This window comes from Robinsoniella peoriensis (assembly GCF_000797495.1).
Classification (GTDB): domain Bacteria; phylum Bacillota; class Clostridia; order Lachnospirales; family Lachnospiraceae; genus Robinsoniella; species Robinsoniella peoriensis.
This window is the reverse complement of sequence record NZ_JTGN01000011.1, coordinates 138,953-165,240: the sequence shown is the minus strand read 5'-3', so window position 1 is coordinate 165,240 and position 26,288 is coordinate 138,953. Positions and strand designations below refer to the sequence as shown.

The 26,288-nt window shown below is 40.9% G+C and carries 27 protein-coding genes; 19 read left to right on the top strand and 8 right to left on the bottom strand.

The window, feature by feature from the left end:
• Nucleotides 1-113 precede the first annotated feature (113 nt).
• From QR40_RS21160 to QR40_RS21135, 6 genes are all read left to right on the top strand, one after another.
• A complete protein-coding gene (locus QR40_RS21160) occupies nt 114-1,259 on the top strand; it encodes an ATP-grasp domain-containing protein (protein WP_044296662.1) in 1,146 nt (381 codons plus the stop codon).
• Nucleotides 1,260-1,343: 84 nt separating this feature from the next.
• Nucleotides 1,344-2,549 (top strand): ATP-grasp domain-containing protein, encoded by a 1,206-nt coding sequence (locus QR40_RS21155; RefSeq protein ID WP_044296661.1) that lies wholly within the window; start codon nt 1,344-1,346, stop codon nt 2,547-2,549.
• Nucleotides 2,539-2,904 carry a transporter gene (locus tag QR40_RS21150; protein WP_044296660.1) on the top strand — a complete coding sequence of 122 codons (366 nt, stop codon included), beginning with the start codon at nt 2,539-2,541 and terminating at the stop codon, nt 2,902-2,904. Before QR40_RS21155 ends, QR40_RS21150 begins: the two co-directional genes overlap by 11 nt.
• Nucleotides 2,897-3,241 carry an EamA family transporter gene (locus QR40_RS21145; RefSeq protein WP_027296831.1) on the top strand — a complete coding sequence of 115 codons (345 nt, stop codon included), beginning with the start codon at nt 2,897-2,899 and terminating at the stop codon, nt 3,239-3,241. The genes QR40_RS21150 and QR40_RS21145 overlap by 8 nt, the downstream gene beginning before the upstream one ends.
• 53 nt (nt 3,242-3,294) lie before the next feature.
• Entirely contained in the window at nt 3,295-4,392 is a 1,098-nt protein-coding gene (locus tag QR40_RS21140; protein ID WP_063837266.1) for a glycosyltransferase family 2 protein, read from the top strand.
• Nucleotides 4,389-5,339: an alpha/beta hydrolase gene (locus QR40_RS21135; RefSeq protein WP_044296659.1), complete on the top strand. Its 951-nt coding sequence runs from the start codon at nt 4,389-4,391 to the stop codon at nt 5,337-5,339. Before QR40_RS21140 ends, QR40_RS21135 begins: the two co-directional genes overlap by 4 nt.
• An 80-nt stretch (nt 5,340-5,419) precedes the next feature.
• On the opposite strand, the gene QR40_RS21130 is transcribed toward QR40_RS21135, so the two are convergent.
• The 3 genes from QR40_RS21130 to QR40_RS21120 are packed head-to-tail and all read right to left on the bottom strand — an operon-like array spanning nt 5,420 to nt 7,310.
• On the bottom strand, nt 5,420-6,070 hold the full coding sequence (locus QR40_RS21130) for a hypothetical protein (RefSeq protein WP_044296658.1): 651 nt from the start codon (nt 6,068-6,070) through the stop codon (nt 5,420-5,422).
• On the bottom strand, nt 6,070-6,942 hold the full coding sequence (locus QR40_RS21125) for an ATP-binding cassette domain-containing protein (protein WP_044296657.1): 873 nt from the start codon (nt 6,940-6,942) through the stop codon (nt 6,070-6,072). Before QR40_RS21125 ends, QR40_RS21130 begins: the two co-directional genes overlap by 1 nt.
• Entirely contained in the window at nt 6,939-7,310 is a 372-nt protein-coding gene (locus tag QR40_RS21120; protein WP_242849195.1) for a GntR family transcriptional regulator, read from the bottom strand. Before QR40_RS21120 ends, QR40_RS21125 begins: the two co-directional genes overlap by 4 nt.
• A 221-nt stretch (nt 7,311-7,531) precedes the next feature.
• Here QR40_RS21120 and nadA point away from each other — a divergent pair, with 221 nt between their 5' ends.
• From nadA to nadC, 3 genes are read left to right on the top strand one after another with little or no spacing between them, the layout of a single operon-like run.
• Nucleotides 7,532-8,440, top strand: a complete 909-nt coding sequence (gene nadA / locus QR40_RS21115) for a quinolinate synthase NadA (protein ID WP_044296656.1) — start codon at nt 7,532-7,534, stop codon at nt 8,438-8,440.
• 18 nt (nt 8,441-8,458) lie between these two features.
• A complete protein-coding gene (locus tag QR40_RS21110) occupies nt 8,459-9,643 on the top strand; it encodes an L-aspartate oxidase (protein WP_044296655.1) in 1,185 nt (394 codons plus the stop codon).
• Nucleotides 9,640-10,491, top strand: coding sequence for a carboxylating nicotinate-nucleotide diphosphorylase (nadC, locus tag QR40_RS21105; RefSeq protein WP_044296654.1), 852 nt, complete (start codon nt 9,640-9,642; stop codon nt 10,489-10,491). The genes QR40_RS21110 and nadC overlap by 4 nt, the downstream gene beginning before the upstream one ends.
• Nucleotides 10,492-10,658: 167 nt before the next feature.
• On the opposite strand, the gene QR40_RS21100 is transcribed toward nadC, so the two are convergent.
• Complete coding sequence (locus QR40_RS21100) at nt 10,659-11,423, bottom strand: SDR family NAD(P)-dependent oxidoreductase (protein WP_044296653.1); 765 nt, start codon at nt 11,421-11,423, stop codon at nt 10,659-10,661.
• Nucleotides 11,424-11,630: 207 nt separating this feature from the next.
• Between QR40_RS21100 and QR40_RS21095 the strand changes: the two genes are divergently transcribed.
• Entirely contained in the window at nt 11,631-12,722 is a 1,092-nt protein-coding gene (locus QR40_RS21095) for a serine hydrolase domain-containing protein (RefSeq protein ID WP_044296652.1), read from the top strand.
• Between the two features lie 8 nt (nt 12,723-12,730).
• Here QR40_RS21095 and QR40_RS31915 read toward each other — a convergent pair whose 3' ends face one another.
• Both QR40_RS31915 and QR40_RS21090 read right to left on the bottom strand, forming a co-directional pair.
• On the bottom strand, nt 12,731-12,874 hold the full coding sequence (locus QR40_RS31915) for a hypothetical protein (RefSeq protein WP_160295853.1): 144 nt from the start codon (nt 12,872-12,874) through the stop codon (nt 12,731-12,733).
• Nucleotides 12,875-12,989: 115 nt separating this feature from the next.
• Nucleotides 12,990-13,883, bottom strand: coding sequence for an RNA polymerase sigma factor (locus QR40_RS21090; RefSeq protein ID WP_081999005.1), 894 nt, complete (start codon nt 13,881-13,883; stop codon nt 12,990-12,992).
• A 224-nt stretch (nt 13,884-14,107) separates the two neighbouring features.
• Here QR40_RS21090 and QR40_RS21085 point away from each other — a divergent pair, with 224 nt between their 5' ends.
• The 5 genes from QR40_RS21085 to QR40_RS21065 all read left to right on the top strand — a co-directional run bounded on the left by QR40_RS21085 (nt 14,108) and on the right by QR40_RS21065 (nt 18,995).
• A complete protein-coding gene (locus tag QR40_RS21085) occupies nt 14,108-14,830 on the top strand; it encodes an ABC transporter ATP-binding protein (RefSeq protein WP_027296839.1) in 723 nt (240 codons plus the stop codon).
• Nucleotides 14,827-15,570 carry an ABC transporter permease gene (locus QR40_RS21080; protein WP_027296840.1) on the top strand — a complete coding sequence of 248 codons (744 nt, stop codon included), beginning with the start codon at nt 14,827-14,829 and terminating at the stop codon, nt 15,568-15,570. Before QR40_RS21085 ends, QR40_RS21080 begins: the two co-directional genes overlap by 4 nt.
• Nucleotides 15,571-15,704: 134 nt before the next feature.
• Nucleotides 15,705-16,577: a polysaccharide deacetylase family protein gene (locus tag QR40_RS21075; RefSeq protein WP_081820433.1), complete on the top strand. Its 873-nt coding sequence runs from the start codon at nt 15,705-15,707 to the stop codon at nt 16,575-16,577.
• 224 nt (nt 16,578-16,801) lie between these two features.
• Nucleotides 16,802-17,659: a diaminopimelate epimerase gene (dapF, locus tag QR40_RS21070; RefSeq protein ID WP_027296841.1), complete on the top strand. Its 858-nt coding sequence runs from the start codon at nt 16,802-16,804 to the stop codon at nt 17,657-17,659.
• A 121-nt stretch (nt 17,660-17,780) separates the two neighbouring features.
• Nucleotides 17,781-18,995 (top strand): LL-diaminopimelate aminotransferase, encoded by a 1,215-nt coding sequence (locus QR40_RS21065; RefSeq protein WP_044296651.1) that lies wholly within the window; start codon nt 17,781-17,783, stop codon nt 18,993-18,995.
• A gap of 107 nt (nt 18,996-19,102) precedes the next feature.
• Here QR40_RS21065 and QR40_RS21060 read toward each other — a convergent pair whose 3' ends face one another.
• Complete coding sequence (locus QR40_RS21060) at nt 19,103-19,756, bottom strand: DsbA family oxidoreductase (protein ID WP_044296650.1); 654 nt, start codon at nt 19,754-19,756, stop codon at nt 19,103-19,105.
• A gap of 401 nt (nt 19,757-20,157) precedes the next feature.
• Between QR40_RS21060 and QR40_RS21055 the strand changes: the two genes are divergently transcribed.
• The 4 genes from QR40_RS21055 to QR40_RS21040 all read left to right on the top strand — a co-directional run bounded on the left by QR40_RS21055 (nt 20,158) and on the right by QR40_RS21040 (nt 24,979).
• Entirely contained in the window at nt 20,158-20,895 is a 738-nt protein-coding gene (locus QR40_RS21055) for a DUF5058 family protein (RefSeq protein WP_027296844.1), read from the top strand.
• A gap of 12 nt (nt 20,896-20,907) precedes the next feature.
• The gene (locus QR40_RS21050) at nt 20,908-21,588 is read left to right on the top strand and encodes a hypothetical protein (RefSeq protein ID WP_044289769.1); all 681 of its coding nucleotides are present in this window, start codon (nt 20,908-20,910) and stop codon (nt 21,586-21,588) included.
• 50 nt (nt 21,589-21,638) lie between these two features.
• Nucleotides 21,639-23,075: a M20/M25/M40 family metallo-hydrolase gene (locus tag QR40_RS21045; RefSeq protein ID WP_044296649.1), complete on the top strand. Its 1,437-nt coding sequence runs from the start codon at nt 21,639-21,641 to the stop codon at nt 23,073-23,075.
• 458 nt (nt 23,076-23,533) lie between these two features.
• Nucleotides 23,534-24,979 (top strand): aminoacyl-histidine dipeptidase, encoded by a 1,446-nt coding sequence (locus QR40_RS21040; protein ID WP_044296648.1) that lies wholly within the window; start codon nt 23,534-23,536, stop codon nt 24,977-24,979.
• A 99-nt stretch (nt 24,980-25,078) separates the two neighbouring features.
• On the opposite strand, the gene asnA is transcribed toward QR40_RS21040, so the two are convergent.
• Nucleotides 25,079-26,089: an aspartate--ammonia ligase gene (asnA, locus tag QR40_RS21035; protein ID WP_027296848.1), complete on the bottom strand. Its 1,011-nt coding sequence runs from the start codon at nt 26,087-26,089 to the stop codon at nt 25,079-25,081.
• Between the last annotated feature and the right edge of the window lie 199 nt (nt 26,090-26,288).

Genomic DNA, 26,288 nt, shown 5'->3' with positions numbered 1-26,288 from the left:
ATAACGGGATTCGGGAGCCTCATTACAGAAGCTCCCTGGTCCCGCTTTTGTTGTACTGATACGGTTTGTCATTGGTTATAATGTGTGGATGAATAATCATAGGAAAGGTTATTATGAAAAAAATTGTCATTATCGGAGCAAATGATTTCCAAAACCCTCTGATATTAAAAGCGAAAGAGATGGGATACCAGACCCATGTGTTTGCATGGAAGGAAGGGGCTGTCGGAGAACAGACAGCAGATTATTTCTATCCGGTAAGTATTGTGGAAAAAGATGTAATACTGAAGGAATGCAAAAAGATCAGACCGGATGCGGTAGCCAGTATCGGTTCTGACCTGGCGAATATTACCGTGCAGTATCTTGCGGTACGCCTGGGACTTTGTGCAAACAGCGACAGATGTATCTTGTATTCCACTAATAAATATGAAATGCGCAGGGCATTTGTAAAAAATCATATTTCGGCGCCGTTATTTACGGTGGTGGATGAGAAACGAAATGTTGAACTGCCCCAGGGCATGACATTTCCAATTATCGTCAAACCCACGGACCGGTCCGGCAGCAGGGCGATTACCAAGGTTTTCCGGGAAGAAGAGCTAGAAGGGGCAATTACGGCAGCCATCTCTAATTCTTTTGAAAAGAAGGCGATTTTAGAAGAGTATATTGACGGAGAAGAATTCAGTTGTGAAGGAATCAGCTATGAAGGACAGCATACCTTTTTGGCAATTACCAGAAAGTATACTACCGGGGCACCTCATTTTATTGAAACAGGTCACCTGGAACCCTCCGGTCTGCCCCCTGAGACAGAAGCGAAGGTATTCCGGGAGCTTGGAATGGCTCTGGATGCCCTTGAAATCCGAAATGGGGCATCCCACTCGGAATTTCGAATTAATAGCAGGCAGGAAGTGAAAATCATTGAAATAGGGTCACGTATGGGCGGAGATTGTATCGGTTCCCATCTCGTTCCACTTTCCACCGGACAGGATTATCTGAAAATGGTTATTCAGACTGCTTTGGGTGAAAGACCAGGGCTGCTGGAAGAGCCGCTTAATCACTTTGCCAGAATCCAGTTTATTTTAGGAACCGGTGATCTGGAGAAATACAGGCATATAAAAGCAAAATATCCAAAAAATATAGTATTTACCAGCGAGATCCGGGAAATTGGTTCTCATAAGGTGGTTGACAGTGGAAGCCGATTTGGCTTTTACATTATAAAAACCGGGGACTTTTCCCATATGCAGGAGATTGAAGCGCTCCTATAAAAACTGGATTCTTCATTATTAGAAGGAAGTATTTGCAAACATGCTCCAGGGGATTAATACAGACAGGAAACCGAGGAAAAGTATATGAAAAAATTAATGATATTAGGCGCAAGCTATTCTCAGGTACCGCTAATCAGGGCGGCAAAAAAACTGGGATTTTATACAATCGCCGCAAGCATACCAGGTGATTTTCCTGGTTTTGAAGAGGCAGACGAGTTCTGCTATGCCGATATTTCAAAGCCGGAGGAGGTTTTGGAATATGCCAGGAAGTTACAGATAGATGGAATTACCACCTGCTGCCTGGATACCGGGGTGCCGGCTATTGGTTATGTATGTGACAAGATGGGACTTAAGGGACCGGGATACGAAACGGCATGCTGCTCTGTAAATAAATGGAAAATGAAAAAAGTTTTCGAGAGAGAAGCTGTAAGTACCGCCCGGTTCCGACTGGTGAAAAATCAGGAGGAACTGGAAAGGGCATTAGAGGAACTTAGCTTTCCTGTTATTGTGAAAGCAGTTGACCTGATGGGCAGCAGAGGAATCTTTAGAAGTAATACAAAAGAGGAAGCCATTGCAAATTACGGTAAAACAATGGAAGCAACCGGGAAGGATTACTGTCTGGTGGAAGAGTTTATTGAAGGTACAATTTTCGGTACTGAGGCGATGATTCAGGACGGAGAACTTGTATTTATGCTTCCAAACGGAATTGATGCCTATCAGGGTTTTACGCCTACCCCTGTTGGACATTATGTACCCCTTGAGAATATTAACCAGCTTTCACCCCAGATTTCAAAAGAAGTAGGAAAAGCTGTCCGTGCACTGGGAATTGACAATTGCCCGGTTAACTGTGATCTTATATTGAAGGATGGAAAAGTATACGTAATTGAAATCACTGCAAGAGCAGGAGCTACCTGCCTGCCGGAATTAGTGAGTATATACTATGGGATACACTATTATGAAATCATTGCCATGCTGGCAATGGGACTGGATGTCCGGGCTCTGTTTATTCGTGCTTCCATGATTCGTCCGGTGCCGAATCTTTCGAAGATATTAATTTCCGATAAGACCGGAACGGTTACCAGACTTGTAAACGAAAATGAGCCTTCCCAGGATATTATAGATTTGTCCTTTAACATCCGGGAAGGGGATCAGGTGAATAAATATAACAATGGCAGGGACAGAATCGGTCAGATTATTATAAAAGGTGATACCTTGCAGGCATGCAGGGAGCGTTTAGAAGAAGTGATGTCCAAAATCACCATAGAAGTGGATAACGAATATGGCAGATAAGACAAAAAACAAATGGTTCTATATAAAATTATTTACGGTTCTGCATATCAGTCTGCTGTTTAGTTCTCTAAGCGGAGTGGCATCTAAGATGGCTGCAAATCAGAAGTTTTTATCTCTGGAATTTTGCGGTTACTATGGTCTTGTACTGGTGATTATGTTCGTTTATGCATTTATCTGGCAGCAGATATTAAAGCGTATCCCGCTGACGGTAGCTTTTGCAAACAAGCCGGTAACTCTGATCTGGGGAATGATTTTCGGTAAAATAATATTTGGGGAGGTAATCACATGGAACATGCTGCTGGGAGCAGGGATTATCTTTTTTGGAATATATCTGGTGGTGACTTCTGATGAGTAAGCTCAATATTTCCATCTGTATTTTATTATCATCGGTTCTGATTTCTGCAATCTCCCAGATTATGTTGAAGAAGGCTACGATGAAGAAGTATAAGAGCATGTTATTTGAATATTTGAATCCCCTGGTTATCTTTGCATACGGGCTGTTCTTTTTATCAACGCTGCTGACCATGTTCGCACTGCGCTATGTACCGCTTTCCATGGCACCCATTTTAGAATCTACCAGTTACATATTTGTATCCGTAATGGGTTATTTCTTTTTGAAAGAGCGCTTTCCAAAGAAAAAATTAATCGGAATACTGGTCATACTCGTGGGAATATTAGTATTTTCTATGTAGCTGACACAGGTCATATACCCGCAGTAAGCTGGCGGGAATAAAGGAGTACTTAAATGTTAATATCAATTGTGATTCCCTGCTATAATTCCCAGGATACCATTGAGAAGGTAGTGGATTTATGCGTAGAGGAATTTAAAAAAATAGATGGTTACGAGTGTGAATTCGTACTGGTTAATGATTATTCAAAAGATAAAACTTATGAATCCATTAAACGCTGTGCCGATAAATATTCTTTTGTGAAAGGAATTGATCTGGCTAAGAATTTTGGACAGCATAATGCGATCATGGCTGGCCTTCAGCATACAAACGGCGAACTGATAATGGGAATGGACGATGATATGCAGACACATCCGTCCCAGATCCATAAGTTTATCGAGAAAATGAATGAAGGCTATGATCTGGTCTATGGCAGATATCAGACCCGGAAATTTTCCTGGCTTAAAAATCTGACCAGCAAAATCAGTGATTTTATTGTATGGCATATGATCGAAAGACCAAAGGGCATTACGGCATGCAGTTTTTGGCTTGCCAAGAAATATGTCAGAGATGAAATTATCAAATATGACAACTATAATTTATACCTGCAGGTATTGTTTTACCGTACCACAAACCACATTGCAAATGTGGATATCGAACATTTCAGCCGTGAGGTGGGTACTTCCAACTACACCTTCAAAAAGTTATTCCGGTTATTCTTATCCTGTATTAATTATACGGTAATCCCCTTGCGGATTTCCATGTTGCTGGGAGGCATCTTTGCAGTTATCGGTGTAATCGGGGCATTGGTTGTGTTTGTGCGCCGGATCTTAGATCCAACGATGGTTCTGGGCTGGTCTTCCCTTATGTGCGCCATGTTCCTGTTCTTTGGCATCGTACTGTTTATGCTGGGGATCGTGGGAGAGTATATTGGGAAAATTATGCTGAATCTGAATAAAACCCCCCAATATGTCGTCCGTGAGACAATCAACGTGACAGCGAAAAAACCGGAAATAAAACCTGAGATGGAACAGCAAATGAAACTGGAAATAAAACCGGAAATAAAACCACAAGTAGATGTGGAAATGAGGTCACAAGTCCGGACAGAAATAGAAACGAAAGAATATCAGGAAAACGAAGTAGCGGCAACCACAGACCGGGGAGAAACAGAATGAAAAACAAAAAAAAGAAACTGATCATTGGGATTGTTACTGTTCTTGTACTGGTGATAGTAGTGGTTCTTGGATTCATAGGCAATTATTTTTGCGATTATGCCTTAAATCCTAGCGTTATCAATGGAGTTGAATCCGATGATGAGATGGAAAAAACGCCGGATGATGATGAAAAGGATGCTGCCGGATCCTGGCTTTCCGGGGAAGCCGAGGATGTCTGGCTGACCAGTGATGATTCCTTAAAGCTTCATGCATATAAAGTAGATGCAAAAAAGCCTTCCAACAAATACGTCGTTCTCTGCCATGGCTACAAGGGCGAAGCAGCTGATATGGCCATTTATGGAAAACATTTCTATGAAAATAATTATAATGTCTTAATACCGGATGCCAGAGCCCATGGACAGAGTGAAGGAAAATTAATCGGTATGGGCTGGCCCGAGAGAAGAGATATCATTAAATGGATGAATACCATCATATCGGAAGAGGAAGATGCACAGATACTTCTGATGGGAGTTTCTATGGGAGCGGCAACGGTGATGATGACATCCGGAGAAGAAGATCTTCCCGCCCAGGTAAAAGCAGTGGTGGAAGACTGTGGTTACACTTCCGTCTGGGATGAGTTTGATCACCAGCTAAATGAAATGTTTGGGCTGCCTCCATTCCCGGTACTGAATGTGTCCTCTCTGGTAGTTAAAATCCGTGCCGGATATTTTTTAGGAGAAGCAAGTGCAGTAAAGCAGGTAGCAAAGAGCCATACCCCAACGATGTTTATTCATGGTGATCAGGATACCTTTGTACCCTTTGCAATGCTGGATAAGCTTTATGAAGCAGCAGCATGTGAAAAAGAAAAGCTTGTGATACCCGGAGCAGCTCACGGTGAAGCCAGAAAAACCGACAGCAAGACTTATTGGGATGCAGTTGATAAATTTGCCAAAAAGTATATTAAGTAAAAGCATAGAAATTAAAATGGTCCACAAGCTGGGTGTATTTGCTTGTGGACCTCTACGATAAAGGGTCTGTCAGACATAACTTACGTCTGATATATTTTTGAAGTAAAAAGCCAGATGGCAGCAGCCGATGTACCAATCGCCAGAATGCCTGTAATAATTGGGTAAATGTAAAAGTAAGGAGACTGGGCTATTAATAGAATTAAGTCTCCGGATTTTTGGTGAAGGGTAGGATAAATTACTGTTACGGCAATGATTAGACATATTACCTCACCAATAAAAAGTGTGTAGCGAACAATCTTATTATCTATCGTTAGTATCATCAGTGCAACATACCAGGCAAAAATAAAGGAAAAGTAATAAAAGAGTAAGGAACTGATCAAACCGGGCAGTGAACTCTGTGAATACATGTATATTAGATAATCAAATGTAAAAACTGTTTGGTCAAATATACATGTAAGTAAAATATACAAATAGCCCTTAATCAGCAAGTTTTGTACAATACTTTTTTGATGCAGCGGAGCGTACCGCAAAATGGAATGCTCCTCGAAGTAAACTCTTCTCAGTTTCTGTATTGTATATATAAATACCCATAAAGTAAGGGAGAAAACTCCATTTCCAAAGAAAAATGTCTGCGCCAGTAGAAAACATACCAAAATATAGGATAAAATTTGCGTATGCCCCACATCTGCAACTCGCTCCATTTTCTGATAGGCTAAAATATCCTTTACCATTACGCACCCTCCTCTGAAAAATATCTCATAAAATCATCGAATCCCGCTCTTACAAATCGTATTTCATCTGTATTCGTTCCCGCAATATCAGAAGGGCTGGATGATATCAAACCTTCATATCCAAAAGCAGTTTCTTTCATACCCACAATATTTTTTTTGAATTCCGGTGTCATACATTCCGTTGGACAGTGGAATAGCTGGTATTGTTCCAGTAGTGTATCTTTTTCCTCTGCAAATATAATTCTGCCTTTTTCCATAAAAACAACATAGTCTGCAATCCGTTCCACATCCACAGTCAGATTGGTGGAGAAAAGAATGGATTTCTCTTCATCCTGCATAAAATCCATCACCATATCTAAAATATCATCCTTAGACACGGTGTCCAGGTTCGCTGTAGGTTCATCCAGTATCAGTAAATCAGGATTACAGCTAATAGTCAGCAAGACCTGAAATTTCCGCTGCATACCTGTGGAGAAGTTTGCCAGTCTCTGATCCTCATTCAAATGAAACAAGTCTAAATATTTTTCAAACAAATCATATTTGAAATTCTTATAAAAGGGTGCAACTGCATTTGCGATCTGATCCGGAGAAAACCGCGGGTTATAAGCGAGGGCATTTGAGGTAAAGCTAAGCCGCTCCTTGATTAGGGGATTCTTAAGGCTTTTGTCAGTTTCAAAATAAGTGATGGTCCCTTTTTGGTATTTTTGAAGTCCCATGATTGCTTTCAGTAAAGTAGTTTTACCGGCACCATTTCTGCCGATCAGGCCGGTAATAGTACCAGTTTTTATCTCCAGATTGATGTCCGATAATTTAAAATCATTTTCATAAAAGCGAACTTCAAGGTCATTTAAAATAAGTGCGGATGATGTCATATAGATTCCTCCTCTACAAGTTCCCGAACCAGATTCATAAAATCTTCGTTACTAAAACTGATTGTTTTTGCGTAGTGATAAACGTCTTTCAGCTGCTCTTTCAACTGCATACGATAGGAATTTTTAATGAAAGAGGCATCCAGTTCTGCGGCGTAGACGCCTTTTCCATTAATACTGACGGCTATTCCAGATTTACAAAGCTCTTCATAAGCCCGTTTCACCGTAATGATTCCGATTTTGCATTCCTTTGCCAGCATACGGATGGAGGGAAGCTGGGTACCTGGTGGAATTCTACCACTTAAGATCTGCTCCGTTACCTGTTCCCTTATCTGCTCATAAATCGGAATTTCAGAAATAGGTGAGATCATAATATTCAATCGTAATCGCCTCCGTTCTTACCGTGACTATATCATAGACACGGTTTAAAGTCAATTATAATATTAAAAATCTTTTGTTTAAGGTAGGTAGGTATTACTTGTATTATATCCTCTTTTACAGGCTGCCCCAAAAAGTTATGACAACTGTCTTGTCACCTGTAAAGTTTTGTGGTATACTAATTCATCGAAACATATACAAAAGGGAGGTCAAGATGAACGAAAAGCAATTAAGAATCCAGGAATTAAAAAAGGAAAAAGATGCTGTGATCCTCGCGCACTATTATGTAAATGATGAAGTTCAGGAGATTGCAGACTATGTAGGAGATTCTTATTATCTGAGTGAAATTGCCACCAAGATAAAAGAAAAAGTGCTGGTACTTTGCGGTGTCCGCTTTATGGGAGAGAGCGCAAAGATTTTAAATCCGGATAAAAAAGTTTTAATGCCGGATATGCAGGCTGACTGTCCCATGGCACATATGGCTGATGCCCGTAAAATAGAAGAAATCCGCAGAAAATACGAGGATGTGGCAGTTGTCTGTTATGTGAATTCTACGGCGGAACTTAAGGTTCATTCCGATGTATGTGTAACTTCATCCAATGCATTAAAAATTGTCAGAGCATTGCCAAATAAGAATATTTTCTTTATACCGGATCAGCATCTTGGAACTTATGTAGCCTCTCAGGTGCCCGAAAAGAATATAATATTAAACGATGGTTATTGTCCGGTTCATGCAAGAATCACCGAAGAGGAAATCAAGGAAGCAAAAGCAGCCCACCCAAAAGCAAAAATTCTGGTTCATCCTGAGTGTCAGGCTTTGGTTACCGCGATGGCTGATTATGCAGGAAGTACATCCGGTATTATCGAATACGCTTCCAAAGATGATGCATCAGAATTTATCATTGTAACAGAAAAGGGTGTGTTATATGAACTGCAGCACAGGAATCCGGAAAAGAAGTTTTATCTTGTAAATGAAACACAGTGCTGCCCGGATATGAAAAAAATAACATTAGATAATATGATCCAGGCAATGGAAACCGGAGCCCCTTTAATTGAGTTAGAAGAAACATTTATAAACCAGGCGCATGCACCATTGAAGAAGATGCTGGAGCTTGCGAAGTAAGGAAGAAGATGGAGTATTATGAAAAAAAATTATGATGTAATCATTATTGGAACCGGAGTAGCCGGATTATTTAATGCATTGAATCTGCCGGAATATCTGGAGATTCTGATGATTACAAAGGCCGGATTAGAAGAGAGCGATTCTTTTTTGGCACAGGGCGGAATCTGTGTTCTGAAAAATGAAAATGATTTTGAGAGTTATTTTGAAGACACCATGAAAGCTGGTCATTATGAAAATACCAAAGAATCGGTAGAAGTCATGATCCGTTCTTCCAGGGAAATCATATCTGATTTACTGCGGTATGGCGTGGAATTTGAATCAGAAGAGGGAGAGCTTCGCTATACCCGCGAAGGTGCCCATTCCACTCCAAGGATTTTGTACCATGAAGATGTAACCGGAAAAGAAATAACAGGAAAGCTGTTAAAACAGGTTCTGGATAAAGAGAACATTACCATAATGGAACATACAGCCATGACAGATATTTTATGTCACAATAATGATTGTTATGGTGTTATAATAAAATTGGAAAACGGGCAGGAAACCACGGTTATGGCACATGATATTGTACTTGCCTGCGGAGGAATCGGGGGACGCTATCAGCATTCAACAAATTATCCCCATCTAACGGGAGATGCACTTACCATTGCAGGGAAGCATGATATTCGTCTTAAGAATTTAGATTACATACAGATTCACCCTACAACACTGTATTCTACCAAACCGGGCAGAAGATTTTTAATCTCAGAATCTGTCCGGGGTGAGGGGGCAGTATTGTATAATAAAGCAGGTGAGCGTTTTGTTAATGAACTGCTGCCCAGAGATTTGCTTACAAAGGAAATCTATAAGCAGATGGAAAAGGATGATACCCCTTATGTATTGTTATCAATGCAGACCATACAGGGAATAGATGTTACCAGGCGTTTTCCAAATATTTACCAGCACTGTCTGGATGAAGGTTTTGATGTTACAAAAGAATGTATACCGGTTGTACCGGCACAGCATTATTTTATGGGAGGAATTGATGTGGATCTGGATAGCCGTACTTCAATGGAGCATTTATATGCCGTAGGAGAAACCAGCTGTAACGGAGTCCACGGGAAGAACCGCCTTGCCAGTAATTCACTTTTAGAAAGCCTTGTTTTCGCAAAACGTGCTGCAAAGGATATATTGAGCAATCGATCAAAGGAGAAAATGATATCATGAATCAGATTACAACCAAATTAAATGTAGACAATCTTATCATGCAGGCATTGCGTGAAGATATTACCAGCGAAGATATCACCACAAATGCTGTTATGCGTGAGAGTAAACCAGGGAGAGCAGATCTTATCTGTAAACAGGATGGAGTAATTGCAGGTCTGGATGTGTTCACCAGAGTATTTGAGTTATTAGATGATAAGGTTACGGTAGAAAAGTTTTTTAAAGATGGTGACAAGGTTAAAAATGGGGACCTTTTAGCAGTCGTTACCGGAGATATCCGGGTGTTGCTATCAGGGGAGAGAACAGCTTTAAATTATTTACAGCGCATGAGTGGGATTGCAACGTATACAAGAAATGTTGCAGATCTGCTAAAGGGCAGTAAGACAAAATTACTGGATACCCGCAAGACAACTCCAAATATGCGTATTTTTGAAAAATATGCGGTAAAGGTAGGCGGAGGATATAATCATCGTTATAATCTCTCGGATGGAATCCTGATCAAAGATAATCATATCGGAGCAGCGGGCGGAGTAAAAGAAGCAATTCAAATGGCAAAAGAATACGCACCGTTTGTAAGAAAGATCGAAGTGGAAGTGGAAAATCTGGAGATGTTAAAAGAAGCGCTGGAAGCAGGTGCTGACATTATTATGCTGGATAACATGACTCCGGAAACCATGAAAAAAGCAGTGGAAATAGTAGACGGCCGAGCAGAAACCGAATGTTCCGGAAATGTCACCAAAGAAAATATTAAAAACATCATTGATGTTGGTGTTGACTATGTATCAAGCGGCGCCCTGACCCATTCAGCTCCTATTCTGGATGTGTCATTAAAAAATCTTCATGCTGTTTAATAAGATAAATACTGTTTAATAAGATAAATACTGTTTAATAAGAAAACCTCAGGAAGCATATCTACTATGTTCCCTGAGGTTTTTGTCAGCATCTGTTTAAAAATTTATTGATCATTCATTACGATACGCTCTAGTAGTCCATAAGGTAAAACGTATATCTGATAAATTTAAAGGCTGGTGCCGAAATCGATCACAATTTCCTGTCCGGTAATAGCCCTTGACTCGTCGCTGGCTAGAAAAAGAATTGCATTCGCTACGTCCTGTGGCTGGCAGACAGGAAGCTTCATATCTGTATGTTTTGCCATAGCGCCGAGCATATCCATGTCTAAGGTGGAATTTGCGGCACTGGCACCCATAGGTGTGGCTACAGACCCGGGACAAAGAGCATTGCATCGGATACCTTCTGATGCACACCGAAGAGCAGTATGTCTGGTGATGCCCAGGATAGCAGCTTTTGAAGCAACATAGGCAGCACCGCCTCCGCCATTAACGCCTGCAATGGAAGCGACATTCACAATAGAACCGGATTTATGTTTCAACATAACATTTAATACAGTTCGAATGCATTGGATGGTACCTTTGGCATTAATATTGATGACACGGTCCAGCTCATCATCCTGAACCCGGTCTACCGGAAGCAGACCAGAATCTAAGACGCCAGCATTATTGACAAGAATGTCGATATTACCGAATTTATCCAGAGTTACCCGAACTAAGGCAAGGAAACTTTCCGGGTTCGAGATATCGCTGGGAATAGAAAGTACAGAACCTCCTGCCTGTCTGATTTTTTCTGCTACAGCGTCTAATTGCTCTTTCCTTCGGGCAGTGATTACAACGTTTGCTCCTTCAGCAGCAAAAAGCAGAGCCGCAGCTTCCCCAATTCCTGAATTACCGCCTGTAATGATAGCGGTTTTATTTTCTAAACGTTTCATATAAAATCCCCTTTCTAAAAATAGTAATAATTATTGTTATTGATTATATCATAGCGCGAAACTTACCCTATGTCAATGGATAAAAGGTAGACATTTCCCAACAATATAAGTTATTGTATCCTATTTTGTAAAAAACAATAGAAGGCAGGTAGAATTTCAAGTATAATGAAATACTGTAACTTACAAATAAAAAGAAGGGGATAACTCATGAAAGAAATATTTCAAAAACTTACCGATGAATATGCAGAAAAATACCACTTTAGTGGGGCCTGTATGCTGAAATCCTCAGATGAAGTATTATTTTCCGCTGCATATGGGTGTGCCAATCAGGCTTATAAAATAAAGAACAGATTAGATACCAGATTTGATACGGCATCTGTGACGAAGACATTTACAGCTGCAGCAATTCTGCAGCTGGCTGATAAGGGAATCCTGATGTTAGACAGCAGGATTCGCGATCTCGTAGATCTGACAGGAACTAAAATCCCTGAAGATGTCCGCATTGAACATCTGTTAAACCATACTTCGGGAATCGCAGACGATGCAGATGAGGAGGCAGGAGAAGATTATTCCCTGTTATTTACAGAAAGTCCCAATTACGCTATCCGCAATTGCCGTGATTTCCTTAAGAATTTTGCTTTTAAAGACCCCTTTTTCAAAGCAGGTACAAATGTGAGATACAATAATTGTGCATTCATTTTGTTAGGTCTTGCAATTGAGAATATTACACATATGAATTATAGGGAATATGTAGAGAAGAACATTTTTGAGAAAGCAGGGATGAAGAATACAAGGTTTTGTGCAATGGATGAAATATGTGAAAACACAGCGGAAGGTTATGGGGATGTGTTTCGGAAAACAGAATCAGGTGATGAGATATGGAGTGGATTTAGAAAAAATATTTACAGCTATCCGCCCATTGGAGCTGCTGACAGCGGGGCATATACAACAGTAGAAGACCTGGACCGATTTATAAGAAGTATCAAAGCAAATACCCTTATGTCCCATGAATTTTCAAAAATGTTGTTGGAACCCCACTGTGATTTCACAAGAAAGTCCCAGTGGAATGAAGTGGCAGATGCAAGAGTTAGAATGGGGTATGCTTTCGAATTTCTTGAAATTAAGGATGATATTTTCTGCATTTATAAAGAAGGAATCAATGAAGGTGTATCGGCGATGTTTTCCTATTACCCGAAAGCAGATCTTACTCTAAGTATACTATCGAATCAAAATTGTGATGTGTGGAAAATGCACAGAGCTATGCAAACGGAAATTTATCATAATTATTATCATGCATGAAATAGCAACTAAAGCTTCTGTACAATATAAGTAATCACATTGGTGTGAATCATAACCTGCAGATCTTCTCTTGGGATCGTATAAGATTGGGCGGATGTTCTGTTTTGCAGTACGCGGCATTTGAAGAAACTTTTTTTCAGCAGATTTATCATGGTTTCTGTTGGAAGATTGATTTCAAATTGTTTCTTTCAGCATTTCTTATTTTATAAAGTGTATTCACATCTAATCTCCAGGAAATTTATTTATTCGAAAAAAAGTAATTGTATATTAGTTCACATTCTCTATTTTTGCATAACAATCCGTCTTTAGCAGATTCATAAAAAATGTTCTCGCATTTTCCGGTGTCCGGTAGTGGGGCATGCTGGAAAATGCAAGAGAGAGATCGTCTATTTGTTCCATTGCATTTTTACAGCTGATCAGGAGTTCTTCAGGGAGAACTTCCAGTGATGAGTATTCCAGGTTTTGCGGATTCAGACGGTGGGTTTCCATTGCGTAAGGGATACGTTTGCGGCAGCGGCAAAAGCCCTGTTTCCCAAGTTCACAATACTCATCCAGAAATGCAGCCATCTTTTTCCTTATGCGGGAGAGTCTCTGGCGATATGCCTCAGGGGTGATATTCAGTATTTCGCCTGCTATTTTGCTGTCCGCTTTAAACATGGTTCCCAGAATGAATATGCAGCGGCTGTCCGGATCCAGGCACTGCAGCATGACATTGGTACAGGATAATTTTAGTTCCTGCTCTAACAATGGCTGCTCAACATTTTGAGCCGGGTCAGGGATATCGTTTGCTGCACCGTTTTTAATATCATATCCATAGAATTCAAAGCTGAGAGGTCTCTTTGCAAACATACTTTTTTTGTAATTTTTTAAATGGTTTACAGCAATGCGAAAAGCCCAGGTGGTAAAGGAGCTTTCTTTGCGAAAAGTCTCTAAGTGGGTCATGATCCGGATGGTAATTTCCTGAACGGCATCTTCAGCATCCGGTATTGTTCCAAGCATTCTCAAAGACAGATTAAAGATTAAATCCTGTATAGAAACAAGGAGGGTTTCCATAGCGGATCTGTCACCGGATACAGCCAGATCAACGAATTCGTTCCACTCATCATTGGTGTAGTCTGTATCAGAATTATCATGATACAAATTTTTGGTTGTGTTTTCCATAGTTTTCTCCGTTGTAGTTTATTTGGGACAGGTAACTGTCTGATAGCAATAGTATAGCACAGACAAAGGCTGTACGAAAGTAGAAAAACGGTTACGGTTCAGTTGTAAATAAGACTTGACTCTCCCCTTACAGGAGCATATATCCTTACCTTTGCAACAGGAAAACTATTGTAAAAGTATGGTATTTGCAATAGGGAAAAGTGGTGCAACAGAAAGGAGAAACGATGGGAAATGTAATTGAAGTAAGACATTTAGAGAAACACTTTGGAGGAAAAACTGCTGTGAAAGATCTTTCATTTTCAGTAAGCAAAGGTGAGGTCTTCGGATTGCTGGGACACAATGGAGCAGGGAAAAGTACCACCATAGATTGTATGCTGGGACTGAAATCTTATTCAAAAGGTGAGGTTCATATTTTGGGAATGGATCCGGTAAAGAAGCGGAAAGTATTATTCGAACGGGTGGGTGTACAGTTGCAGCATACCTCATATCAGGATAAGATTAAGGTTGGTGAGCTATGTGAGGAGAATGCAGTGTTATATAAGAATCCTGGTAATTATCATGAACTTCTGGAACAGTTTGGACTTTCAAAATGCAAAGCCCAGTATGTATCCACGTTGTCCGGAGGGGAAAAACAGAAGCTGTCAGTTTTATTAGCGCTGCTCCCCAAGCCGGATGTGATCTTTTTAGATGAACTGACAACCGGATTGGATACCCTGGCAAGAAGAGAAGTCTGGAATCAGCTGGTGAAACTGAAGAAAGTGGGAGTGACGATATTTCTGACTTCCCACTACATGGATGAGGTAGAAGCGCTTTGCGACAATATCTGCATCATAAAAGAAGGAAAAAAAGTGGAGTGCGGTCCTGTGAAAACAGTGATTGAAAAAAGTCCTTATGATTCACTGGAGGATGCTTATCTTTGGTATATGGGAGAGGAGGTAGTTAAATGAAACGATTTTTAACACTGCTGAAAATTGAGGGGAAGATTGCAGTCAGGGGAATAGACGGAATCTTCTTTGGCGTCTTTATGCCGGTTGGAATTGCGATACTAATTGGTTTTATATGTGGGGATAAGCCTGCTTATGAAGGGGCTGCGTATACTTTCCTGGAGGCATCCTTTCCGGCACTTATTACGGTAGGAATCTGCGCAACTGCATTTATGGGAATTCCGCTTGGGCTTTCGGATTACCGTGACAAGAAGATATTGAAACATTTTTTTGTCACACCGGTCAGCCCGATGCTGCTTTTAATGGTACAGGTAGCTATTAATTTCCTTAATTCACTTGTTTCAGCCACGGCTATTTTACTGGTGATGAAGTTTGTGTTCGGATATCGGATGAGGGGGTCAAAGATAGGTTTTCTATTTGCCTATATTCTGGTTCTGATTTCCATGTATGCCCTGGGAATGATGCTGGCCAGTCTTTGCCGGACCCTTAAGGTGGCAAATCTGGTATGTACACTGATTTATTTCCCTATGCTGTTTCTCTCAGGAGCTACAATTCCTTATGAGATACTGCCCCAGGCATTGCAGAAAGCGGCAAACATTCTACCTTTGACCCAGGGGATTAAATTACTGAAAGGGTTCTCAATGGGGACCGGGAAAACAGAAATTTTAGTTCCCAGTATTATAATGATAACGGTAGCGGCGGCAGGAATTATCATTTCCATAAAGAAATTCCGATGGGAATAGTCTATTTATGAGTAGATGACTATCCACGAAAATTCAAACTGGCAAAAACAGATAGCTTGTATGTCGAAATTCTCATTATATTCTTAAATTGTGTCTCATATACTATAACCAGAACCGATATTTAGGAGTGGCATATGAGTGAGAAACAATCAAACCAGAATGTTGTCAGAGAATCAGAGCCGGGCCCGGATAAAGAGACTAAATTCCATCAATACAGAGGAATCGGCATTCTGCTCTTGTGCGCTGTTCTGGTAATGGGGGGGATTTACAGCTTTGGGGGAATTACCCTTCAGACGGCAGGGAGCAGTACGGTAGGAAACAGGGAACTTCCGATTTACTGTGTAGATACCCAGAAGAACCAGGTGGCACTGTCTTTTGATGCGGCCTGGGGAAATGAAGATACACAGGAGATACTGGATATTCTGGCAAAACATAACGTACATGTTACATTTTTCATGACCGGTGGATGGGTTGAGGCTTTCCCGGATGACGTAAAACGAATTGCAGCAGCGGGCCATGATCTTGGAAATCACAGTGAAAACCACAAAAATATGAGCCAGCTGAGTGATGAACAGTGCAAACAGGAAATTATGAAGGTACATGACAAGGTGAAAGCTCTGACCGGAATTGAAATGAATCTGTTTCGTCCGCCGTATGGAGACTACGATAATCATGTTATAAAAGATGCTTATGCCTGTGGTTATTTCCCGATACAATGGAGCGTGGACAGCTTAGATTGGAAAGATTACGGTGTGGAAAATATCATCCAGACTGTCACCCAGAATAAAGCATTGGATAAGGGTGCTATTATTCTTATGCATAATGGCGCAAAATATACAGCACAGGCTCTGGATACCGTCATTACCGGTCTTCAGGATAAGGGATACGAGATCGTACCGATATCCCAGTTGATTTATCAGGATAAATACCATATGGATCAGGCAGGAAAGCAGATCAGTGATGATATTCAGAACAATTCCAAAACCCAGACCAGCAGCGGGCAGTGATCAGAAACCGTAAGCCGGGCAGTCTCAGATGTATTGAGGCTGTCCGGCTTGCTGCCGGTTAAATCATGACTGTCACAGGTATTGTCATATAGCTGAATCTGCATACTTTTCAGGTGCCATAAATGGCAGCAGGGAGATTAAAATGGAATAAAAATATTGAGGTTTCAAATATATCATGCTATACTTATCACCGTAAATACCATATTTAAGCGAGGAGGGATATGATGAAATTTACAAAGATGCACGGAATCGGCAATGATTATGTGTATGTAAACTGCTTTGAGGAACAAGTTGCAGACCCGGGAAGGACAGCGGTATTTGTTAGTGACAGACACTTTGGAATTGGCTCAGACGGGTTAATATTAATCAAACCTTCTAAGAGGGCAGACTTTATGATGGACATGTATAACGCAGACGGCTCCCAGGGTGCAATGTGCGGAAATGGAATCCGGTGTGTGGCGAAATATGTGTATGATTATGGTTTGACCGATCAGACAGAGATCAGTATAGAAACAAAAAGCGGAATTAAATATCTGCATCTTACGGTAGAACAGGGTAAGGTGGCTTATGTAAAAGTAGACATGGGTGCGCCAATACTGGAATCCGGTAAAATACCTGTTATTTCCCAGAAGGATAAAGTAGTGGACGAGCCCGTTACCGTAGATGGAAAAACGTATCATATGACAGCGGTTTCTATGGGAAATCCACATACGATTGTCTATGTAGACGATGTGCAGGGACTGAAGATAGAAGAAATCGGTCCGGGCTTTGAAAATCATCCCTGTTTTCCGGATCGTGTAAATACGGAATTTGTTCGGATTATAGACAGACATACCGCCGAAATGCGTGTATGGGAAAGAGGTTCGGGAGAAACGCTTGCCTGTGGTACGGGTGCCTGTGCCGTAGCAGTGGCATCTATTTTAAATGGTTATACAGAGGATGAGGTAACCGTAAAACTGTTAGGCGGAGACTTAAAGATTGAGTGGGACCGAAAAGCAGACCGTGTATATATGACTGGTTCTGCTACCGTAGTATTCGACGGCGAGATAACTTTGCCGGATGAGTCGCAGAGCTGTCAGTAAGCAATTTTCAAACATGCTCTGGAAAAATAGACGAAGCATAGGTATAAGATAAGCACGAAACAAGCACGAAACAGGCATGAAACAAGCACGAAACAAGCATGTTATAAGCGAGGAGGCCGCTATGTTTAAAATCAATGATAATTATTTAAAATTACCGGGAAGTTATTTGTTTTCGACGATAGGCAAAAAAGTTGCTGCATTTACAGAAGCAAATCCGGATAAAAATATTATACGACTTGGAATTGGAGATGTTACTCAGCCACTGGCGCCGGCGATCATTTCAGCCCTGCATGATGCAGTGGATGAAATGTCCGATGCAAGAACGTTTCACGGCTATGCTCCGGATCTTGGATATGAATTTTTAAGAAGTGCCATTGCCAGAAATGATTATGAAGACAGAGGATGCAGCATTGCAGCCGATGAAATCTTCATCTCTGACGGTGCAAAGTGTGATTCAGGTAATATTCAGGAAATATTTAGTGTTGATAATAAAATTGCTGTATGTGACCCGGTCTATCCGGTTTATGTGGACACAAATGTAATGGCGGGAAGAACCGGAACGTATAATGCCGGAACCGAGACATGGAGTGATGTAATCTATATGCCATGTACAGCTGAAAATAATTTCGCACCCGAACTTCCAAAGGAGAGACCGGATATTATCTATCTTTGTTTCCCAAATAATCCAACGGGTTCTACGATTACAAAGGATCAATTACAGGTCTGGGTAGATTATGCCAATAAAGAAGGCGCCGTAATTATCTACGATGCGGCTTATGAAGCATATATATCTGAAGAAAATGTACCACATTCCATTTACGAATGTGTTGGAGCCAGAACCTGCGCAATTGAACTTCGCAGCTTTTCGAAAAATGCGGGATTTACCGGGACACGGCTTGGATTCACGGTTATTCCAAAAGAATTAAAAGCCGGAGATGTATCCCTTCATTCACTATGGGCAAGGCGCCACGGCACAAAATATAATGGTGCACCTTATATTATTCAAAAAGCCGGAGAAGCTGTGTATACGCCTCAGGGGAAGGAGCAGTTAAAGCAACAGGTATCCTATTATATGAACAATGCAAAAGTAATCTTTGATGGCCTGAAGGATGCCGGTTATACCGTATCCGGCGGTGTAAATGCACCATATATCTGGCTGCAGACTCCTAAGGGTATGACTTCCTGGGAATTCTTTGATTATCTGCTTGAAAAGGCAAATGTGGTTGGAACACCGGGTTCCGGATTTGGACCAAGCGGTGAAGGATATTTTCGTCTTACTGCATTTGGCAGTTACGAAAATACGGTTGCTGCTATTGATAGAATTAAGAAAATGTAATAACAATTAAAAAACAGTCCGAAATCCTGATAGGATCTCCAAAGCAGACTGATGAATATCAGACGCTTCTGCTTTTATGGGTCCACATCAAGGATTCCGGGCTGTTTTTAAAATCCGCAGTGCCCGTCTATACCGCAGCTCATTCCGGAAACAGATGTAGTTTCCTGCTGTAATAAAGCATCTGCAATTGCCTGTGCGTATACCTCCGGTGTATGGTAACCAGGCAGACGTGTATCCCCTATATAAATTACCGGAATACTGGTTATGTCATATTCTTCTGATAGGGCATTGAGCTCATCGAGCCGTGCAAGCTGCGATTTAGAAGTGATCTCTTCCAGAAATTCTTTTTCGTTTAGTTCCAGCTCTTTTGCGATGGCACCTAATACATTCAGGTCGCCGATATCTTTTTCATCTTCATAAAAGGTTGTAAATACTTTTTCCGTATATTCCTGTCCAACACCATGATCTTCGCAGTAAAGCAGACCTAAAAACGTATTCGTAGAATAAGGATGCGGAGAAAGTCTGGGAAGCTGCATTGGCAACCCAAGTTCCCTGGCCGCCGGGAGCAAAACTTCATCAAATCTTTTTAAGCGGGCTTCATCATGCATGGGGTCAGCCATTGGAGATGGCGGACGGCGCAGTTCATGAGGAATCCTTTCAAATGTTACATCCAGTCCATTTGCAGCCTGTTTCAGAGAAAAAAATTCCAGGTAACAGAATGGGCATACAAAATCAAAAAATACTTTAATTTTCAGACTCATTTTTTTTCCTTTCGATTTTCTGTTTCAGAATTTAAAACATTTTCAGTTATTTGCAATTAATTACACTCTGCTGCCTCCAAAAACGAACCGCCGGACACAGCCAGGGGTCAACATCCTGCTGAGAAAACCAGTTCTGTAGCCAGCTGACGGAGTTCATACAAGTTTCCACTCCCATTTTTCAGTACATCGTACTATCTACAAAGCGTCCCATAATCACTTAAACCCAAATTCAAGAAATTGTTCACTCTGGTATTATAGTATAACTCAAGGAATAGAACAAGTAAAATTCGGGGAAATAGGAACTATTCAAACAAGCAATTTTACTTCCTTTTTTACTGAATATGAAGTAAAATGGTATTAAGTTTTCTGTATAAACCCGAAAAAAGAGAGGAGATTTATTTATGGGAGAGTATTTGTCACAAGTTAATGCATTACCGTTCTATTTGATCGTAGGCGGGGTACTTTTGTTTATCGTAGTAATGTGTGTGGTATTTTTGGTAAAAAGCTACCGTGCAGGCATTGCCATAGGTATGGATAAAAAAGTATTAAAAAGAGCAATTACATCCAGTGCCACGTTTACCGTACTGCCAAGTATCAGCATATTATTAGGTGTAATTGCACTTAGCGGAACACTGGGAGTTCCGTTTTCCTGGCTTAGGCTATCCGTAATCGGTGCCCTGCAGTATGAATTGAACGTTGCGGAGATTTCAGCCACCAGTATCGGTCTTACAGGACTTAAAGTAAGCGAGATGTCGGTGCAGGCTTTTAGCACCATCGCACTGGTTATGACGGTGGGAATTCTGGGTGGAGTAATCTGCTGTATCTTTGGACTGAAGAAATATCTGGGAAAGGTACAAAAAACTACGACACAGAAAAAGACCGGTAAGCCTGGATTTGGGGCATATGCCACAATAGCGATGTTTATTGGGCTATGCAGTGCATACATAGGATCCTATGTGGGAACTTTTACATCCTCAGGGAATTATCTGCCGTTAGCAGTGGCCGGAATATCTGCTGTGGTAATGGCAATATTTGAGTATTTTACCCAGAAGAAACAAATGGCATGGCTGGATAATTTCAGTGTGGCTACCAGTATGCTGGTGGGCATGATTGCAGCTGTATTAATGAAATTGGCATAAGGAGGCAGAGTTATGGATCAGAATGCAAAAGAAGTATATTTACAAAAATTTAATCAGCAATTGCATATGTTAGGCAGAATTACGCTGGGAGTGGCAATCGTTTTACTGATAGGAGCACCCCTTTTAATGGGTCTGCTCTATGGGGTAATGCCGGATATGTCCGGATTTTTAAAAGGCATCATTAAGGTTGGGATTATTTACATTCCTGTAGCTATCGTGGAATTTCTGGTATATGCACCCATGCTTGGAACCGGCGGCAGTTATCTGACATTCCTTACGGGAAATGTTACGAATTTGAAAATTCCCTGCGCCATGAACAGCAGGGATATTGCAAAGACAGAAGTTGGGACAGTGGAAAACGAAATTATTTCTACTATCAGTATTTCTGTGAGTGCATTGGTGACCATGCTGGTTATATTTATAGGTGTACTTTTACTGGTACCGTTAACTCCGGTATTGCAGAATCCGGTGCTGACACCTGCATTTGACACGGTAGTTCCGGCATTGTTCGGCGCACTTGGTTTGAAGTATTTTATTAAGAGCCTGAAAATCGCATTTATACCTCTGCTTACAATGACACTGTTGTGCGTAATTGTTCCGGCTGCGATTCCCCAGACCAGTCTTCTGTTAATTCCTGCAGGCGGTATGGCACTTGGCATCGGATATTTGCTTTATCGTAAAAATATGTTGTAAACCGGAAAGAACAAAAAACAAAGAACGAAAAAGGAAAGAAGGATTTAATAATGTTGAAATGGATCGTATTAGCAATTGTGCTGATTATTGTTTTGCTGGCAGCAATCGTCTTAATCAGGGCATGTATGATGAAACCTACGGAAGCTTTGAACGCAACAATCGAAAAAGGAGATCCAAAACGTTCCAGACAATATGGAGAGCGGTTATCCAGAATGATTCAATGTGAAACGGTGTCCAGCAGATTTGAGGATGATAAAACAAAATTTTATGATTTTCATAAAGTATTGGAAGAGTTATTTCCGAATATTCATAAAGACTGTGAAAAACATGTTTTTAACGGAAGCCTGTTATTTAAATGGAGTGGAAAAGGTAAAGGGGATCCAATTTTACTGATGAGCCATCAGGACGTAGTGGAGGCAAACGGAACATGGGAACATCCTCCTTTTAGCGGTGAAATTGTAGGTGAAAATATATGGGGCAGAGGGACGGTAGACACAAAAGGCAGCCTGTTTTGTCTGTTAACAGCAGTAGAGGAATTGCTCAAAGAGGGATACAAGCCTCAATGTGATGTATATCTTGCCAGCAGCTGTACAGAAGAATTCAGCGGAGAAGGTGCCCCGTTAACTGTGAAATACTTAAAAGAAAAAGGAGTAAAACTTGGACTTCTGATCGATGAAGGCGGAATGATCATGTCAGAGCCCATACCCGGAGTGAAGGGCACTTACGCAATGGTAGGTGTTTTAGAAAAAGGATACGGGGATGTTAAGTTTACGGCGAAAGGAACCGGAGGGCACGCAAGTGCACCCGGCAAAAATTCACCGTGGGCGAGACTTGCGGCATTTATTAATGATGTGGAAAAACATCATCCGTTCCGTGTGGAATTTAGCCAGACAGTACTTGAAATGTTTCGCAGGCTGACCCCTAATATGAGCTTTGGAATGAAAGTGATATTTGCAAATCTCTGGCTATTCAAGCCGATATTAAAAAAAGTCATGCCCATGATCAGCCCGGCAGGCGCGGCAATGCTCCAGACAACGATAGCATTTACTACCGGAAAAGGTTCCGAGGGCTTAAATGTTCTTCCTCAGGAAGCATATGTAACAGCTAATCTTCGCTTTATTCCTCATCAGCCAACAGATGAGAGTATCGCATTAATTTCAGAGAAGGCAAAAGCATATAATCTGGAGACCAGTGTCATCTATAAAGACTACCCCTGCCCGGTAGTAAACTATAAAGGAGAACAGTTTGCAAAAGTAGAACAGACCATACACGAACTGTTCCCGGGTATCGGCGTCAGCCCATATATTATGACAGGTGGTACAGATGCAAAATATTATAAAGATATCTGTGCCGATTGTATTCGGTTTGCACCCCTGTCCATTACCAAACAGCAATATGAAAGTATTCATGGGCTGAATGAAAACATTAGTATGAATGTTCTGCCAAAAGGCGTTGACTTTTATAAGGCAATTATTCAGAAATCTTAAACGGTATAAGGCGATTACAAAGTAGTTGTGAATAGTAATACTTGCTGACAGTTACATTTGTGATTTCAATAATTGCAAGTATAGCCGCTTATTATATTTGCAGGTGGCTAAGTAAAGACAAGAAAGACAGCTAAACAAAAAACCCCCGCGGAGCACCATTCCGTGGGGGTTTGTGTATCCTATGGATACATAGTTACTTTGTATGAGTCTATAAATAGTTTGATCAAAATGTCAATGATTTTTATGCAATTTATTACTGTGCATAAATGACAGGACAAATGGTGTGTCAACTAAATGAAACCAAACGTGGAAGATATTTATTCTTGAAAATCTCTCATTAAAAAGTTATAATCATATTATTGGCGTTACGTTTTTGATTTTTCTAATAAAGCCAATCTATAAATTCAATTTACAAGTGGATAACATAAAAAAAAATATAGAGAAAAAGGAGCAGAACAATGGGTGTATTAAGTAATCTGGAACCAAATTCAGTTTTTAAATTTTTTGAGGAGATCTGCAGTATCCCTCATGGATCAGGAAATGTGGAGCAAATCAGCGCATACCTTGTAAAATTTGCAAAAGATAGAAACCTGGAATATTACCAGGATGAACTTAAGAATGTAATCATTATTAAGGAAGCTGCGAAAGGTTATGAGCAGGAAAAACCAGTAATTATTCAGGGACATATGGATATGGTTGCCGTAAAAACACCAGACAGTGATATTGATATGGAAAAAGACGGTTTATCATTAGGCATAGATGGAGATTTTATTTATGCTAAGAATACGTCTCTTGGTGGTGATGATGGAATTGCAGTTGCATTTGCGCTGGCACTGATGGATTCTGATTCGTTAGAGCACCCCAGATTAGAGGCTATACTCACCGTGGATGAGGAAGTTGGCCTGGATGGTGCAAAGGGCATTGATTTATCTATGCTGAAAGGAAAGCAGCTGATCAATATTGATTCTGAAGAGGAAGGTTTTCTGCTTACCAGTTGTGCAGGCGGCTGCAGTTTAAGATGCACCATACCTGTTGCAAGAGAAAAGCGGGAAGGAATCACTTATGAAATTTCGATGACCGGACTTCTTGGAGGGCATTCCGGAATTGAGATTCATAAAGAAAGAGGAAATGCAAACTGTCTGATGGGAAGACTCTTATATCAGACAGCGAAAGAAGTGCCGGTTTCCCTGGTTTCTCTGGAAGGCGGAGAAAAGGATAATGCAATTCCTAAAGTAGCGAAAGCAGTAGTATTGATAAGTGAATCAGATGCAGAGAACTTTGAAGCAGCAGTTAAAAAGTTTGAAGGGGCAATGCAGCATGAACTGGCTGTAAAAGATCCGGATGCGAAAGTGAAGATGGAGAAGAAGGAATCCGCGGTAAAGGACTGCCTTACCAAAGATGCATTTGACCGGGTAGCCACATATCTGATTGCAGTTCCAAATGGTGTACAGGCTATGAGTGCATCAATTAAAGGTCTGGTAGAAACTTCAGTGAATCTGGGTGTTATGAAGCTGGAAGAAAATGAATTTAAAGCAGCAGGAGCAGTCAGAAGTTCCGTGCAGACATCTAAAGATTATCTGATTGACAGGATAACCGGGCTCTGTGCAATGGCGGGTGGATCTTATTCACAGGAGGGAGACTACCCTGCATGGGAATATAAATTAGAATCTCCTTTAAGAGATAAGATGCTTTCCGTTTATCAAGATATGTATGGCAAAGATATGATTCCGCAGGCGATTCATGCCGGGCTGGAATGCGGACTTTTATCCGGTAAAATCGAAGGTCTAGATTGTGTGTCCATTGGACCGGATATGGTACATGTTCATACTACGGATGAGAAACTCAGCATCTCCTCTACCAGGAGAGTCTGGGAGTATCTGGTGGAAGTTTTAAAGAGAAAATAATAGAGTAAAGATAGAAAAGGAACGTCAGCAGGGGAGTAGTGATACCCTCTTGCTGACGTTCCTTTTTTGCATTTGCCTTTCGTATGGAAAACCGGAATATTACAGCAGGTCTATGTCATTATCCCGGGCTTTCTGCATTACGCTTTCAGGCCACAGGGAAGCCTGCACTTCACCGATATGTGCTTTTCTGAGATAGAACATACAGATGCGGGACTGCCCGATACCGCCGCCGATTGTGTATGGAAGTTCCTGATTCATAATTGCTTTTTGGAAAGGCATTTCTGCACGATCCGGGCAGCCGGCAATTTCCAGCTGTTTTTGTAAAGCATCTTCGTCCACGCGGATACCCATGGAAGACAGTTCAAGAGCAATATCAAGTACCGGATAGTAGACAATGATATCACCGTTTAAGGACCAGTCGTCATAATCCGGTGCTCGGCCGTCATGTTTTTCACCGGAAGCAAGAATACCGCCGATCTGCATAATAAATACGGCACCTTTTAATTTAGCAATATTGTATTCACGTTCCTTTGGAACACAGTCCGGATACATATCCTCTAATTCCTGGGAAGTAATGAAGAAAATTTCTTTTGGGAGGATTTCTTCGATGTAATCATACTGAATTGCCATATATTTCTCTGTTTTTTTAAGAGACTTATAAACAGTGCGCACAACTTCTTTCAGAGTCTCCTCATTTCGTTCTTCTTTTGTAATGATTTTCTCCCAATCCCATTGATCAACATAGATGGAATGGATGTTATCGGTATCTTCATCACGACGGATAGCACTCATATCCGTATACAGGCCTTCTCCATGAGAAAAACCGTATTTTTTCAATGCATATCGTTTCCATTTAGCGAGAGAGTGTACAATTTCAGCTGGGGCATCGCCCTGTTCTTTAATGCCAAAGCTGACCGGACGCTCTACACCGTTTAAATTATCATTCAGACCGGAATCCGGAGTAACAAAAAGAGGTGCGGACACACGCAGCAGATTCAGGCGTTGTGCAAGAGACTGCTGAAAGAAATCTTTAACTGTTTTGATCCCGATCTGTGTATCGTGCAGGTTCAACTGGGATTTGTAACCTTCTGGTATCATTAATTGTTCCATTTGTGACATCTCCTTTAAAGATAATATTGTGTTTCTTCCGAAGACGGACTGGTATGCCGCCAGACAAAAGAAGGATGAACTGTTGACAGATGTTAAAACAATGGTTTCATGTTATCATAAAACGTGGGTGTTTGTAAATAGATTTTGGAGGTTGTTGATAAAAGACGATAAATAAAATATTTTTTAAAAACCCCTTGCA